The organism is Roseivirga sp. AWQ4_251, assembly GCF_056158225.1.
On the sequence record NZ_JBSWSW010000002.1, the window covers coordinates 457,452 to 472,515 of the forward strand.

Genomic DNA, 15,064 nt, shown 5'->3' on the forward strand with positions numbered 1-15,064 from the left:
TTTTTTTGCTTCTCGTATTTAAGAACTTAATTAAATAATTATACAATGAAAAAGAATTTAATTCTATTGAGTGCTTTGTTTCTAATTGGAATAGCTCAGGTCAATGCTAAATGTTGCAAACCGACTGACAGTAAAGCACAAACGGCATATACAACCCAGCAAGAAGGTAAAACCCTGAAACTGAAAATCACGGGAATGACTTGTGCAGGTTGTTCCAACCACATTTCAAATGCCCTCAAAGAAGTGGACGGCATTATAGAACACAAAGTGGAATATCCGGGCGATTTGGCAACTATCCAGTACGACCCAAAGAAAACAAATCCTGATGCTATCATCAAGGTTATTGAGCAGACAGGCTATAAAGCCGAAATCATTAAAGAAAATAAAAAAGAGAAATCATAATGAACAAAGAAACCATAAAACTTAACATCACAGGTATGACCTGCGACCATTGTGCCACAGGCATTGAAAAACTACTTTCTAAAAATGAAGGTGTAAAAGAAGCAAATGTGAGCTATCCAAAAGCTACTTGTGAATGTTCTTTTGACCCTGCCAAAACCAGCAAAGAAGAAATCATCAACACCATCAACGGTACAAAAAACTATCGTGTAAAAAGTGAACTTCCAGAAAATGGAAGCAGTGGCAAAAACCAATTTGATTTAATCATTATCGGTGGTGGTTCGGCTGCATTTTCGGCAACCATTAAAGCCGAAAGTTTAGGATTATCGACCTTAATGGTAAACGGTGGTTTAGACTTTGGCGGTACTTGTGTAAATGTGGGTTGTGTGCCATCTAAAAACCTAATTCGTGCAGGTGAAACGGTTTATCACGCTACGCATTCCAACTTTGAAGGCATCAAACCAAAAGGTGTTGACATTGATTTCGCACAAATCATTAAAGCCAAGAAAAAATTAGTAGCGACACTTCAGGAGAAAAAGTATATGGATGTGGTAAGCGATTTTGAAAACCTGACTATGCTAAAAGGTTGGGCAAAGTTCAAGAACAACAAAACCATTGAAGTAGACGGCAAAGAATACAAAGCCATCAAATTTTTAATAGCCACTGGAGCTACTACCAACATTCCGACTATTGAAGGATTGGACAAAATTGACTATTTGACCAATGTTTCCCTATTCGACTTGGAAGAAAAACCCGAAAGCCTGACCATTATGGGAGCAGGTTATATCGGATTGGAAATCGCAATGGCTTACAATCGTTTAGGCGTAAAAGTCCGCATCATTGAATTTACCGACCGAGTATTACGTACACAAACCCCAGACATCAGCGAAGCATTGGAAACCCAAATACGAAAGGAAGGCATAGAAATTTTACCCAATTTCAGAGCCGTAAAATTTAAAAAGCAAGGAAATGAAACTATCATCCATTGCAAATGTCCTGATGGTTCATTTACTCAAATAGTAGAAAAAGGAAGGGTGGTAATTGCCACAGGAACAAAAGCCAATACAAATCAATTAGGATTGGACAACATTGGTTTGGAACTCACCCAAAGCGGACACATTGCAGTAAATGAAAAGATGGAAACCAATCTATCCAACATTTACGCAGCAGGTGACGTAACCAACACCCCTGCATTTGTTTACACAGCCGCTTTTGAAGGTAAAATTGCCGTTGAAAATGCTTTCTCAGGAACAGAAAACAAAGCCGATTATTCCTCTTTACCTTGGGTGGTTTTTACTGACCCACAAATTGCAGGCGCAGGTTTAGATGAAGCACAGGCAGAAGCAAAAGGCATTCCGTTTGAAGTTTCAAAATTGGAACTCAAAGACGTGCCGAGAGCCATAGCAGCAAACGACACAAGGGGTTTTATCAAACTCATTCGTAACACCGAAACCGATAAACTCATTGGTGCAAGAGTAGTCGCACCCCAAGGCGGAGAACTTATCCAACAATTAAGTATGGCAATCAAATACGGAATAACGGTGAAAGACTTAGCAGACAGTTTCTACCCTTATTTGACTTTGGGAGAAGGAATAAAATTAGCAGCCATAACTTTCGGAAAAGACGTATCGAAATTAAGTTGTTGTGCAAGCTAAATCAAATTCCTTCAATTCTATGTTTTCGATTCCCATTCATGCATTGCCTTGCTATTCAAATAGTACTGGTTCATAGAATTGGCATTTAATAGCCATAAATAGTCAATAATCACTCAAACATAAAGCAAAGTTACAGGCGTGCGGATGCGAGAGCTGCAAGGGCTCGCTTCGCCTGTTAGGAAAAAAAATCTCCACCCTTCGGGTAGTATTTTTTTCCCACAGCCCTTGCTGCAATCGCACCGTTCTGTAGTGTGAGGGCATTATGTTTAAGTTATTATTCAGAGTCCGTTTCGGCAGCCGGTGGTTGTTGGCGGGCGTTCGCACCTCAGGCCTTCCGTTCCATGCAGGCATTCAGCGTTGTGGTATCACAGATTATACGCTTCGTGTTTTTTGGTTCGAGTTGTGCATTTCAGAGCTTCCTTTTTAGGGGGCTCTTTTTTTTACTCGTTAAGGGAAAATTTTAAAAAGAGAAAAGCAAAGATAGGCGGGCTCGCACATGCCCATCGCACTTTCGGACAGTCAAGGTCAAACCCTACGGGTTTTGAAAAAAATCTCCACCCTTCGGGTAGTATTTTTTCCAAAAACCTTGACAGCCGAGCCGCACCCGCCTGAAAGACAGCTTTCTCTTTTCTTTTTTTCCCTTTTTTCTTTTCTCTTTTGAAAAAATATATGCGAAGCGCAGCGAGCTAAACTTTAATGGCTCACTGTATGAAATCGTTTCGTATCAAAACACACCGACTGGAAAGCAGCTACCAACAGCCGCACTTCTTTATCCTGAATAAAGGATTGAACAGCGGAAAACCGCTCAACCAAGCTTGCCCGAATTGCTTTGTTTGCCTCACCGACAACCAAGAGGACAGGGAATTTCTCTTTTGGCTATGCTTTGGATTGTGGAGGTCAAAATCATTTCACTATCTCCTGAAAGGCTCCGTGATTCCATTTGTGACTATTGATGAAATCCGAAAGCTGATTCGGGAAAGCTCCACCAAAGCAAGCTGCAAAGACCAGGCATTTCAGAAGGCAATTCAAGCCCTTCAACTACTCGATACCAACGAGCAAAAAATCAAGGTCACACTAAAGATGATTGATACTGCCAGACAAGCCATATTTTTTGACTTGATGAAAGAAACAGGTACAGGATAGATTCCTGCCCTGCCAAAAAAACAGCGCAACAAAAGCAAAATAAAGCACACTACCGCAACAGCACCCAAAAGAGAACTACCGCTTAATTCTTGAAGTAATTTAGTTGGCGAAGGGCAAATCCATGGTAAGTCCGTGTCAAGTCCAAGCAAATGTTTAACTCCTTAAAAATCGTAAAGAGATGGGAAAAATTAATCAAGGTATTCTCGGTGGTGTCTCAGGACAGGTTGGGAATGTAATCGGTGGAACTTGGAAGGGCATCGATTACCTGCGCATCAAACCTTCCAGTGTAGCGAACCCAAGAACTGAAGGTCAGGTTGACCAGCGTTCTAAATTCTCAACTGTCCTAAGGTTCTTGCAACCAATGACAGACTTCCTGAGAGTTGGTTTCAAGTTGTATGCAAACCGTATGACCCAATTCAATGCGGCCATGTCTTACAACCTGAACAATGCAGTTACCGGAGCTTATCCAAACTTCATGATTGACTATGCAAGTGCGTTGGTTACTCGTGGTAACTTGACAGGTGCGGCCAACGGTGCAGCGACTTCTCCAAGTGCTGGAAACGTAGAAGCAACCTGGACAGACAATTCAGGAAGCGGAAGTGCTCAGGCAACAGACAAGGCTCTGATTGCTCTTTTGAACACTACCCGAGGGGAAGCAGTGTTCACCACTGCGGGACCAGCAAGGTCTGCCGGATCAGCGACCATTCCAGTGCCTTCTGAGTACTCAGGAGAAGATGTTGAAGTCTTCTTAGGGTTTGTATCAGAAGACGGAACTAAAGTCGCTAACAGCGTTTATTTAGGCTCTGTAACAGTTGCGTAAAGCGATTGGTGTTTTCCTTGAAAACCGCTTCCTTTGTGGAGCGGTTTTTTTATGCCCGTACCCCTCGATTTTTCCTTTCTTTAGTCCTTAATTAGCCTAATATCAACACTTCTTGTTGCTAATATGTTGCTAATAAGATGTAACTACCTGATATACAGGTATTGAAAAGATATTGTATCAGGAAGTAGGTCTACAAGCTATCCGTCTTTGAAACAAATGTGACAATAACCATAAACTCACAGCTACGTCCCATGAAAGAAGATAGTTCACATGTAAACTCGAAACTAGCAGAGAACAGCATTGTCAAAGAACACATTTGAAAACTGGGATACAAAGTGTAGTTTATGCCAAACTTCAACGATAAATAGAATTATGTCAACGGCCTCAAACTTCAACGAAGCATCTCAAGTCCTGGGTGGATTATCTAAACTTAGCGCATCATATCCGCAAGCATCAGCTTTCTTTTCTGCAGCCTCCATTGTTACTGGTATTTTTGGAAGTCTGTTTGGGCCTAGTGCGGCTGAAAAACAGGCAGAGGCAACCGCCAAGTTTCGCAATGAAGTTCTACAGGGACTTAATCATATCAGTCAGCAACTAGACGATATAAAAAGTGAATTAGGGACTATTGAAAGTGAACTACAGGAAATATCGAAACAACTATCTGAGAATAATGAAGAAAGGCTTGATATTCTCTTCGGATACATTGACTCCGACTATGAAAATCTCTATGCCGACAGCCAGTCTAAAAGCTATGCCCTAGCAGTGTTCAATAATTCCAACTCTACTCTTTATGCCCTAAACACGCTTAATGAAATACTCACCTCCTCGGTTTTTAATAATCAGCCTTTACTCCAAGGCGGCCTGAGTCTTCCAGGCTACATGTATATAAAATCCAAGATGATACAGGGCTTATATCTGATGGGTTATGCAACCAGCATTGCAGAAAACGGCCGCGACTTTGGAAGTGATTTCAAACTATGGTCTCAGCATTTTGCTGATCACCTAAAAACAATAATAGAATACGGCAAAGCAAACCCTAATCAAACCGGCTTCAATACCGCGCACTTTGCCGCAACATGGTTTGGTATGCAACAGGTCAACGGACAGGATAAAGAAACTACTACTCCAATCTATTGTACTGATACCATTTGTTTCTCTCCAGCTATCACCCCAACCATGCCACAAAAGATTCATTTGGCTGCTATGGCTGAAGACAGTGGATATACCTCATACTTTACAGACAATAAGTTCATTAATATTTACCCTGACTACCAAACTTCTGAATTTAATTCAGCATGGTGCCTGGACGAAGGACAAGAAGTTACCTGCTCCAACGTAAGACTTAATAATGGCACTTATGGTCCTATTAAAATTCTTATTAACCAAGCAGGGGATGACCTTACCTCAGCACTATTGATTACTGAACCGGATTGGGTTCAACCTGGGGAATTCAATACAGGTCTTTTTCTGGCACCAGAAACACATCTCTTATCAGCCAGTGGCGATCTCTATATGGGCTCAGTTGATGGTATTCTCAATACCCTTCCCTATGTCAGTCAGAATCAATACTTGCCACTTCATGCGTTCATTTATGATGGTACCACTAAAGAATCACTTCTGCAGGCAGAAGCAGGATCAAGTTCCCCTGGCTCAGTTAAGCTAAGTGATATCAACTCCTTAAGTAATTCAGCAGTTACTATAAATTTTAGTTCCTTCAGGGAAGACGGATTGCCTATCGTTTCTATAGTCTTCACTTCTACTGGTCAATATCTTTGGTTAAATGATGAAGGAAATTGGACCCTTGTAAACAACTATGAACAAACCATGCTCATCGCTTATGATGGTTCTATTTTTTCTCAGGCAATTCAATCGCCCTATGATATGAAACCTGTACCTATAACCTTGGTTAACCAGCAAACTGGTAAAGCGAGACAAGTAATTATTCATCAGTCTCCTTTCGATTGAGAATTTTAACTTATGTGATAATTAAAGGATTGAAGGCTTTCCAATCAATGTTTGTTATTCCAATCATTAAGCTGCAATAAAGACGTTAATGCTTGCTTTTACATTAACATCCTCAAACAGACCAATGAGTGGCTAATCTTAATAATCCGATCGATGGAATCAATCTTCCCTTCTTTCAGTTGTATCATCTGAATTGATAATTGACCCACTATGAATATTGAGATTTGGAGCGATGTAATGTGCCCGTTTTGTTATATCGGGAAACGCAATCTTGAAAAGGCACTTTCGGAATTTTCAGGAGCCGACTCTGTGGAAATCACATGGAAAAGCTTTCAGCTAAACCCGAATATGCCCGATAACATCAACGAGAGTGTTTATGAATATTTGGCCAAATCGAAAGGCATTAGCTATGATCAATCGGTTCAAATGCATGCTCGGGTAGAAGAAATGGCCAAGAATGCAGGTTTGGATTATCACTTCGAAAAAGCTGTAGTTGCCAATTCATTTAAGGCGCATAGAGTGCTTCAATTAGCAAAACGCAGCAAATTGGGTGATGCTATGAAAGAGCAATTGCTTCATGCTTACTTCACCGAAGGCAAAGACATCAGCGATGGAAAAGTTTTGGTAGAATTGGCCGAAAGAGTTGGTTTAACTGCCGAAGATGTAGAGCTCGCTTTAACCAATGAGGCTTTCGCCAACTACGTTAAAAACGATATTGAAGAAGCTCAACAAATCAGGGTTCAAGGTGTTCCGTTCTTTGTTTTCGATAGAAAATATGCGGTTTCAGGTGCTCAACCACCAGAACATTTTTTATCGGCCTTGGAGCAATCATTTACCGAATGGCAAGAAAAGCAAAGTGCAGAAGGCGAAAGTTGTTCTATTGATGGTGAGTGTTAGAGGCTAAAATTCATAAAAGAAGAGGCTGTTTCAAAAACTAGCATTACGTCACCCTGAACTTGTTTCAGGGTCTTTGGATCAATTATAACCATAACTAACAGATTCTGAAATGAATTCAGAATGACGGTTTTTGGAGTTCTTAAAACAGCCTCCTTTGTACTTCCTGCTTTATTCAACTATTCATCTTTCAATATTTTTGTTGGATTGGACATGGCTGCTCCGATTGTTTTAAAGCTCATGGTTAAAAGAGAAACCACCAAAGTGATTAAAGCCGCAAATGCGAAAACTTGCCAGCCAATTGAAGTCTGATAAGCGAAAGTGGCCAACCAGGTCGACATAATCCAGTACGAAACGGGGATAGCCAGCATCAAAGCAATACCAAACAATTTGATAAAGTCGAGGGACAAAATGGATACTATTCGCTGAATAGAAGCGCCCAACACTTTTCTAATTCCTATTTCCTTGGCTCTTTGATTGGTCGTATAAATTGTAAGACCGAACAAACCCAAACAGGCAACAAAAATGGCCAACACAGAAAAGGAGTAAAAAACCATCCCAAAACGTTCATCTGCCTCATATTGATCATTAAAACTCATATCGTTAAAATGGGCATTAAAAGGATAATTAGGTACATTTTCCTTCCAGATAGCTTCCAATTCGCTGAGGGTTTGTCCAAAATCATTAGATTTCAACTTGACGGAAAACTTTTCTGTGTCGTACCAAATTGAATACCTTAAAGTCAAGGGTTCAACCTCATTGTGTAAAGAGACATAATTAAAGTCCTTAATCACCCCTACAACCTTTCCTTCACGCCCCCATTGGCTGAAACGCTTACCTACAATCTCTTTGGGATCGCTATAACCAAAAAGCTTTGCAGCAGCTTCATTCACCATTAAGGCTGTAGTAGAATCAGTGGGAAAATCCCTCGAGAAATTTCTTCCAGCAATGATTTCCATATCATAGGTGGGAACAAAGTCCTCATCTATTTCATAAATGGCTGGCGATCCGCTGACTCGCTCCCCAGTTGGCCCTTCAATCGTAGTTCCAGCATTTGGGAAGAAATCTCCGGGAGTTGCTCGTGAATAAGACGCTGACTCTACCGCACTATGTTTTAACAATTGAGTTTTAATGAATTTGATATTCTTCTGCACCTTAGGATCTGCACCATAATCAATAACCAGCACTTGCTCAGGCTCAAATCCCTTATCAAAATCTCTAATATAATCGAGCTGTTGGTGAACAATGGCTGTTCCGGCCAACAACATAATGGAAAGCCCAAATTGTATAACCACTAATGATTTTCTGAGCCAAACTCCTTTCGATGAATTCTTAAACGAGCCTCTTAGAACCTGTAGCGGCCTGAAATTCGACAAAACTAATGCAGGATAAAGACCTGCAAGAATTCCCAATAAAAACACCAACAACACGCCCGTTAACAGATTGACAGGAGAAAACAACCAATCCAACAAAAGTGGTTTACCAATTAAAATTTCGAGATATCGGTGTCCAACGGAAACCATCACCACAGCCAATAAACCGGCAAAAAAAGTAATCAATACAGATTCAATAAGAAATTGAGAGATCAATGGGCCTTTGCTAGAGCCCAAGGTTTTTCTAACCGCAACTTCTTTGGCCCGATCAATAGACCTAGCCGTTGAAATATTGATAAAATTGATACAGGCGATCAACAGGATAAAGAAGGCCACCGAAACGAACAGATAAATATTGTTTTTGCTGCCAACTGGACCTGGCTGACGCTTCGCCTCTGAATTTAAATAAGCATCTTTTAAAGCTTCAAACCGAATGGTAAAACCGTAACTATCGGTGTAATGAGCATTCAAAAATTCAGGGATTTTCGCACTGAGTTTCTTAATATCCGCCTGTTCATTCAAGGTGAAATAGGTGTAGAAATCAACATATCCCCATGCTTCAAAAATCTCGGACCTAGAGCCATAGAAAGAGGACATGGAGATAATGGCATCGACACTAAAGTGAGAATTGGCTGGAATGTCGTAAACCCCTGTGACTTCGTAGAGATACTCGCCATCCATTAGCAGCAACTCACCTACTGGATTTTCTTCGCCAAAATATTTCTCGGCCAGCTTTTTACTCAGAATAATGGTAGACGGCCTAACCAAAGCCGTTTCAGCATTTCCTGCAAGCCAATCCCAAGAAAATATCTTGTAAAAAGTAAAGTCACCAAAAACCACATTCTTTTCCTGAAAGCGCTTTCCCTTATACTCAACCAGCCAATTGAAATGGCTCGTAAAGCGGAAAACACTCTCAACCTGAGGATAAAATTCTTTCATTGCTGGCCCAACAGGAGCAGCTCCCCAAACCTGATACTCGGAAACAGGCAACACAACATCTTTTAAATCAGCATCCCTTCCTCCGTAATGGTGTATGATTCTATAAGTGCGATCATAATTGGCATTGTAAGTATCGTATGAAAGTTCATTCTTCACATAAATAAGAATGAGAAGGCAGCTCGCTAAGCCTACACTTAAGCCTGTGATATTGAGAATTGAGAAAACCTTGTTTCTCAGTATGCTGCGCATACCAATTTTGAAGTTGTTTTTGACCATACCGTAATTATTGAGTTTTTGAGTTCCTTCTAAGCTTCGGACAATACCGGGTCTGAAAAACCTCAGAATCGTCCAGATGTATTTCCATCTCGCTTTAAACAGGCCTTTGGCTTCTGCCTCCTCGTAAAAGGCTTCTTCCAAATCGCCCAGAATGCTTTCCTGCAATGGTGCTTTACAGTACCATTTAAAGAATCTGGTGAATAAGCGAGGCGGTTGTATTTCAGACATGGCTGAATTTCAACTGTGGAGTAAGCTCCCAAAGTTTGTTTCTGGCGTCCTTCATTTCCTGAAGAATTGCCTTGCCCGCGTTTGTGATTTTGAAATAGCGTTTCTTTCTTCCTCCCCTCACATTGGTTGCTCCACCATAATGCGACTCCAGATAGCCTTTATCTTCCAATCGATAGAGCGTAATGTGCACCGAGCTCAGGTTGACCTCCCTGTTCTGATGCTCTTTAATTCCGTTCACGATTGTGTTACCGTAGGCATCATCATCCAGAATCAATACCATGGTTAATATTAACTCCTCGAATTCGCCTAAATAAGTTGTTCTACTCATTACTATTGAATTTGTAAAACAAACATACACAACATTTCTATATAAGTTGTAAAAGAAATAGAGGAAATGAATTGCTCCGGAACTTAACCACCTATTAATCAAATCATTTGAGATTCAATGACTGATACTAATTCCTTTATGCAATGAGATTGATACGATTATAAATTCTATTCTTCAGACGCCTCATGCTCTTCCATATCTTTCTGAAGGTCGAGTTTTCTGAATGAAGGCAGTACCAATCCGGTGGTAATTACGGTAATCAAAGTCATACTGCCACCAAAAACCACTGCGGTTACCGTGCCCATCAATCGGGCGGTAAAGCCACTTTCAAAGGCACCCAACTCATTGGAAGAACCGATAAAGATGGAGTTTACAGAAGCTACCCGTCCGCGCATATTATCTGGGGTTTTGAGCTGCATAATGGTTTGGCGGATGATCATTGAAATGCCATCCGTAACTCCGCTAAAGAACAGGGCTACCACAGAAATCCAGAAGATTTTCGACAGGCCGAAAACAATGATACAAACTCCGAAACCAAAGACTACAGCGAGCAGTTTCATCCCGGCCTTCTTATGCAATGGAAAATAAGCCGCCACGAACATAATGATGGCGGAACCGACTGCCGGTGCAGCCCGAAGAATGCCAAAACCTTCTGAGCCCACCTGCAAAATATCCTGAGCGAAAACTGGCAAAAGGGCCACAGCACCTCCGAAAAGCACGGCTATCATATCGAGTGTAATGGCTCCGAAAATGGCCTTTTCCTTAAAAACAAAGGAAAGTCCTTCACCCAGGCTACTCCAGATTTTTTGCTCGGTGTTCTTGTTCATGATTGGTTTCTTTCCAATCTGAAACAGGCTTACAAAGGCTAGTAAAGAGAATCCGAAGATGATACACATAGACCAGTGCACTCCAATGAGCGAAATGGTAACACCGCCCAAAGCAGGCCCAAGCATCCTACCCAATTGACCTGTGGTACTGCTCCAGGTAGCAGCATTGGGATAAAGCCTTTTCGGTACAATAAGGGCCAGTAAAGAAAAGATGGTCGGGAAGATAAAGGCGCGGACAAATCCGCCAAGGAAAACCAAGGTATAAATGCCGGTCAGAATCAGGCCGGTTGACCAATTGCCCACCACTTTAGGCCAGGTGAGCAGAAACAAACCAAAGCTGATAACCGAAAAGCCAATCACACACTTGATCAGCAAACTTCTCTTCTCGCTTCTATCGGTGATATGACCTGCAAAAAGGGCCATCAACACCGCAGGAATAACCTCAGCCAGACCAATATAGCCCAGCGAAAGCGGATCTTTAGTGAGACTATAAACCTCCCACTCTATCACCACAAATTGCATGGACCAAGCGAAGACCATGGCAAATCGAACCAAAAGGAAAACATTGAATTCCCGATAACGCAGAGCTGCGTACGGATCTTTTTTAGACATAATCAAACAGGCTTAGCTTGTGCTAACAACAGCGCAATTTGCATTTAAATTCAGAAAAAAAGGAGTGAATAACTCCACTCCCCTATAGTTTCTACCGAACCGTGATTCTCTCTTCTTTTGGTAAATACATTTTGTCGCCTGATTGAATATCGAAAGCGGAATAAAATGCCCCTTACTCTAGGCTTAGAATCTCGCTGAAACCTATACTCACCGAGCTGTCTTTATTCAAGTTTATATATTTATATAATTAAAGTACGGCATCCATACCTGCTAATTTGCTCGTTTGATTGTCTTTTTTTGTCAAAATCAATCCTTTATCATACTTTGTAAACTATTACATACACAAAAATGGATCACATCTACGGAATTGCTTCGATTTTATCCCTTCTAATTAGCTTGTATACCCTAAAGGAAGTCGTTTCAATCAAGGTTCAAATCAATTCAAAAACCAAGATAAGCGATAACTCAAACAAGCCTAAGATCAAAAAAAACAAGGTCAAAGGCGATCTAGTAGGTAGAGATAAATTAGGTTAGATAAAATGGCCGAGGAAAAAAGAAATCTTCCCGACAGAAAGGAACAGAACTCTCCTAATATTTCTAAGAATAAGGTTAAAGGAGATATTGTTGGGAGCGACAAATTAGTAGCCGAAAAAATTTATCGAGCTGAAAACATCAATATTGAAGAACACCATCATCTTCCAATAAAGGCTTCAACTGGACTCCAAGCTCTCTACGAGAAATATAGAGAGGAACAGAAAAATGGTACAACAGAATTCAAAGGCTTCATTGAAAAGATTCAGCATTATGATACCGACATTGAACAAAGCGAGGTAAGAGGGTTAGTTCCAAAATTGGAGGATGCAGGATTCGATGAAGATTGTGACTGGGCATTAATGGAAAAAGAGAGGTACTGGAAAAGTTTAATGGGAAAAGAACTCTCTAACATTACTCAGGAAATACATGCTTTCCTGTTAGCAAAAGTTGCTAGTCTATTTAGACATCACATTCTTCCAACCATCCGAAAAGGAGGGAAAACAAATCAAGAAATTCATGACCTCATTAAAGAGAAAGTACTTGATGAAATAGAGGTTTCTCTCGGAGAAAACATACTACGATTGTATGATGATGATATAAATGGTATGCTCTACTTTCTGACTGGTAATTGTCATCTAATTTGGAAATAGTATGTTAATATATAACCCTGCTTTTGATGTTTACCATGGCATATTTCGAATGCTCCTTCTATTGCACAGGTTAAAACCATATTCATTCGACATAGATAGGCTAAGAATATTTGATTTTTATCTGCTATTTCCTTATGAAATGACCAAAATCAAACTACCTAAGGAACTTATAGGAATGAGAAAAGAATTTGAATACACGGGATACAACGATGTACCTAATTCCAAAAGAGTTTTTGCACAGTTGGAACCGTTTCATCAAAAGTCAATTCAATATTTGGCCTCTACTGGACTCATCGAATTAAAAGAATTAAAGAGAGGCAAAGTAAAGAGAACAGGAAAGCCAATCCCTAAAGAGCTACAGGGCCTTATTGAGAATGAGAACACTTCGAACCACCCACATTGGGTTCTAATACTAGAAAATTTTCAAGAATTTGAATTGTTTGGGGAAAATGGATTAAAACACCGTACAGGTTTAATGGAATATCGTTATGACAGCTATAGCGCATGAACCGTTTCTAAAACTCAATAGGTTTGTCATAACAAAAGCTGGCAAACATATCTATGATCAAAACTTTCACGAGGGAGTCAATATCATTAGAGGAGACAACGGCACAGGCAAGTCAACAATTGCGAATGCAATATTTTATGTTTTGGGTGGTGAGTTCACTCAATGGCTGCCTGAAGTATTAAAGTGCGATTATGCAATTGCAGAAATCAGTATTAATGACCATTTAATAACATTTAAAAGAGAGATTTCCAACTCTCCACAAAGGCCATTAGATATTTACTATGGCCCCATAGACAAGGCATTAAAGTCGAATATTGAAGGCTGGACAAGCTACGCTTATCGAAAATCTAGTAAAAAATCATTTTCACAAATCGTATTTGAGTATTTAGGCTTGCCAAATATTACTTCCGATGAAGATGATACAATTACGCTTAATCAACTTCTAAGGCTTATCTATGTTGACCAAATGAGTTCCTTTGACTTGATATATAAGCATGAAGAATTCGATAAATCAATTGTCAGAGAAACAATAGCTAACCTTCTATTAGGCACATATGACGATAACATATATAAACTTGAGATCAAGCTAAAAGAGGAGCGAAAAAAACTATCGGAAGCTAAATCTGAAATTGCTGCCATAAAAACCGTGTTTTCCTACTCAAATGAAAAATTAGACAGGAAACGAATTGACAAAGAAATCAATGATATTGAGTTACAACTGGATAAAATAGAAGCTACTCTTTCTTCAGAAAAAGAAGATCAAATAAAGCCTAGTGAAGTCACAAAGAAACAGATCCAATTAAGACGTGCATTGGTCGAGGCTAAGGAATCTTACGATTCAATGCTCGCTAAATCAATTAGGCTTGAGGAGGAAATCACGGATTCTCTATACTTCATTGCTACTTTAGAAAGCAGGAAGAAATCGTTGAAGGAATCAATACAAACTAGAGATGTGTTAGGTCAAATTGCATTAACGCATTGCCCAAAATGTCTTCAACCATTAGAAAACAAAGCCGATGACAGCAAGTGTAACCTTTGTAAGCAAGATATCAGTGAAGAGAAGAAGAATTCGCAAATACTGAGAATGCGACAAGAGTTAGACAACCAAATCAATGAATCAATTTACCTAAAGGAATTAAGGGAGAAGGAAAAAAATCAACTCGATAATCGACTACCTCTTTTTAGAAGTGAACTGAATAAACGACAAAGAAATCTTAATCAATTCCTAACTGAATCAGGAAGTTCTTCGAATCAAATACTCAATCAACTTCGTGAAAAAAGGGGGATTCTACTTGGCAGGCTTGACAAAACAAAATCTCAGCTACAATCGGTAATGATGTATGAGAAACTTATTGATAAAAGGATTGAGATTGAAAAAAACATTCTTGGACTTGACGAATCTTTAAGGCTAAAAAAAGAAGAGCAACGTGAAAAAGGAGAAAAAGCCTACGAGTTAATTGAAGAAATTGGATTGTACTTCTTACACAGAGATGCCGTAGAAGATGATGGAGTGCCTTACGAGCAATCTTTTAAAAATGCTAAAGAACTGGATATCAACTTTTCCAGAGACACTTTCTCTATTGATCGGAGATATCATTTTTCTGCCAGTTCAATGGTATTATTCAAGAATGCAGTTAGGTTTGCTATATTCTTTTCCTCTCTTAAACTATCATTTATGAGATATCCGAGGTTTATACTTTGTGATAATATGGAAGATAAAGGAATGAAGCCTAAAAGATCACATAAGTTTCAGACGCTCGTAACTCGTTTCTCCGATCAAAAATTAGGTGAGTCAAGACATCAAATTATTTTTACAACTTCAATGATAGCCCCGGAGCTGGATAAGGAAAATTACTGCGTTGGCCCGGACTATAGTCCTTCTTTCAAAACTCTAAATTTAAAGTAGCCATCCT

12 protein-coding genes are annotated in these 15,064 nt (G+C 39.8%); 9 read left to right on the forward strand and 3 right to left on the reverse strand.

What is annotated here, in order from left to right; translation table 11 throughout:
- Window positions 1-45 precede the first annotated feature (45 nt).
- The 6 genes from ACXACJ_RS16025 to ACXACJ_RS16050 all read left to right on the forward strand — a co-directional run bounded on the left by ACXACJ_RS16025 (window position 46) and on the right by ACXACJ_RS16050 (window position 6,879).
- Window positions 46-402, forward strand: coding sequence for a heavy-metal-associated domain-containing protein (locus tag ACXACJ_RS16025; RefSeq protein ID WP_382386582.1), 357 nt, complete (start codon window positions 46-48; stop codon window positions 400-402).
- Entirely contained in the window at window positions 402-2,054 is a 1,653-nt protein-coding gene (merA, locus tag ACXACJ_RS16030) for a mercury(II) reductase (RefSeq protein ID WP_475135420.1), read from the forward strand. The genes ACXACJ_RS16025 and merA overlap by 1 nt, the downstream gene beginning before the upstream one ends.
- A gap of 708 nt (window positions 2,055-2,762) precedes the next feature.
- On the forward strand, window positions 2,763-3,197 hold the full coding sequence (locus ACXACJ_RS16035; protein ID WP_475135421.1) for a DUF6943 family protein: 435 nt from the start codon (window positions 2,763-2,765) through the stop codon (window positions 3,195-3,197).
- 178 nt (window positions 3,198-3,375) lie between these two features.
- Window positions 3,376-4,017 carry a DUF6266 family protein gene (locus ACXACJ_RS16040; RefSeq protein ID WP_382386579.1) on the forward strand — a complete coding sequence of 214 codons (642 nt, stop codon included), beginning with the start codon at window positions 3,376-3,378 and terminating at the stop codon, window positions 4,015-4,017.
- Window positions 4,018-4,389: 372 nt separating this feature from the next.
- A complete protein-coding gene (locus tag ACXACJ_RS16045; RefSeq protein WP_475135422.1) occupies window positions 4,390-5,982 on the forward strand; it encodes a hypothetical protein in 1,593 nt (530 codons plus the stop codon).
- 210 nt (window positions 5,983-6,192) lie between these two features.
- Complete coding sequence (locus ACXACJ_RS16050) at window positions 6,193-6,879, forward strand: DsbA family oxidoreductase (RefSeq protein WP_475135423.1); 687 nt, start codon at window positions 6,193-6,195, stop codon at window positions 6,877-6,879.
- 176 nt (window positions 6,880-7,055) lie between these two features.
- Here ACXACJ_RS16050 and ACXACJ_RS16055 read toward each other — a convergent pair whose 3' ends face one another.
- From ACXACJ_RS16055 to ACXACJ_RS16065, 3 genes are all read right to left on the reverse strand, one after another.
- Complete coding sequence (locus ACXACJ_RS16055; protein ID WP_475135424.1) at window positions 7,056-9,692, reverse strand: ABC transporter permease; 2,637 nt, start codon at window positions 9,690-9,692, stop codon at window positions 7,056-7,058.
- Window positions 9,685-10,020, reverse strand: a complete 336-nt coding sequence (locus ACXACJ_RS16060; RefSeq protein WP_475135425.1) for a PadR family transcriptional regulator — start codon at window positions 10,018-10,020, stop codon at window positions 9,685-9,687. The genes ACXACJ_RS16055 and ACXACJ_RS16060 overlap by 8 nt, the downstream gene beginning before the upstream one ends.
- Before the next feature lie 167 nt (window positions 10,021-10,187).
- Window positions 10,188-11,459: an MFS transporter gene (locus ACXACJ_RS16065; RefSeq protein ID WP_475135426.1), complete on the reverse strand. Its 1,272-nt coding sequence runs from the start codon at window positions 11,457-11,459 to the stop codon at window positions 10,188-10,190.
- A 539-nt stretch (window positions 11,460-11,998) separates the two neighbouring features.
- Between ACXACJ_RS16065 and ACXACJ_RS16070 the strand changes: the two genes are divergently transcribed.
- Genes ACXACJ_RS16070 through ACXACJ_RS16080 form a run of 3 tightly spaced genes read left to right on the forward strand, consistent with a single transcriptional unit; the run spans window position 11,999 to window position 15,057 of the window.
- Window positions 11,999-12,643 (forward strand): ABC-three component system protein, encoded by a 645-nt coding sequence (locus tag ACXACJ_RS16070; protein WP_475135427.1) that lies wholly within the window; start codon window positions 11,999-12,001, stop codon window positions 12,641-12,643.
- Between the two features lies 1 nt (window position 12,644).
- Window positions 12,645-13,151 (forward strand): ABC-three component system middle component 5, encoded by a 507-nt coding sequence (locus tag ACXACJ_RS16075; protein ID WP_475135428.1) that lies wholly within the window; start codon window positions 12,645-12,647, stop codon window positions 13,149-13,151.
- Window positions 13,132-15,057, forward strand: coding sequence for a hypothetical protein (locus ACXACJ_RS16080; protein ID WP_475135429.1), 1,926 nt, complete (start codon window positions 13,132-13,134; stop codon window positions 15,055-15,057). Before ACXACJ_RS16075 ends, ACXACJ_RS16080 begins: the two co-directional genes overlap by 20 nt.
- Window positions 15,058-15,064 lie beyond the last annotated feature (7 nt).

What these genes read in the sequence shown, in the direction of transcription:
- ACXACJ_RS16025 (WP_382386582.1), top strand. Translation starts at nt 46, where the DNA reads ATGAAAAAGAATTTAATTCTATTGAGTGCTTTGTTTCTAATTGGAATA.
- merA (WP_475135420.1), top strand. Translation starts at nt 402, where the DNA reads ATGAACAAAGAAACCATAAAACTTAACATCACAGGTATGACCTGCGAC.
- ACXACJ_RS16035 (WP_475135421.1), top strand. Translation starts at nt 2,763, where the DNA reads ATGAAATCGTTTCGTATCAAAACACACCGACTGGAAAGCAGCTACCAA.
- ACXACJ_RS16040 (WP_382386579.1), top strand. Translation starts at nt 3,376, where the DNA reads ATGGGAAAAATTAATCAAGGTATTCTCGGTGGTGTCTCAGGACAGGTT.
- ACXACJ_RS16045 (WP_475135422.1), top strand. Translation starts at nt 4,390, where the DNA reads ATGTCAACGGCCTCAAACTTCAACGAAGCATCTCAAGTCCTGGGTGGA.
- ACXACJ_RS16050 (WP_475135423.1), top strand. Translation starts at nt 6,193, where the DNA reads ATGAATATTGAGATTTGGAGCGATGTAATGTGCCCGTTTTGTTATATC.
- ACXACJ_RS16055 (WP_475135424.1), bottom strand. Translation starts at nt 9,692, where the DNA reads ATGTCTGAAATACAACCGCCTCGCTTATTCACCAGATTCTTTAAATGG.
- ACXACJ_RS16060 (WP_475135425.1), bottom strand. Translation starts at nt 10,020, where the DNA reads ATGAGTAGAACAACTTATTTAGGCGAATTCGAGGAGTTAATATTAACC.
- ACXACJ_RS16065 (WP_475135426.1), bottom strand. Translation starts at nt 11,459, where the DNA reads ATGTCTAAAAAAGATCCGTACGCAGCTCTGCGTTATCGGGAATTCAAT.
- ACXACJ_RS16070 (WP_475135427.1), top strand. Translation starts at nt 11,999, where the DNA reads ATGGCCGAGGAAAAAAGAAATCTTCCCGACAGAAAGGAACAGAACTCT.
- ACXACJ_RS16075 (WP_475135428.1), top strand. Translation starts at nt 12,645, where the DNA reads ATGTTAATATATAACCCTGCTTTTGATGTTTACCATGGCATATTTCGA.
- ACXACJ_RS16080 (WP_475135429.1), top strand. Translation starts at nt 13,132, where the DNA reads ATGACAGCTATAGCGCATGAACCGTTTCTAAAACTCAATAGGTTTGTC.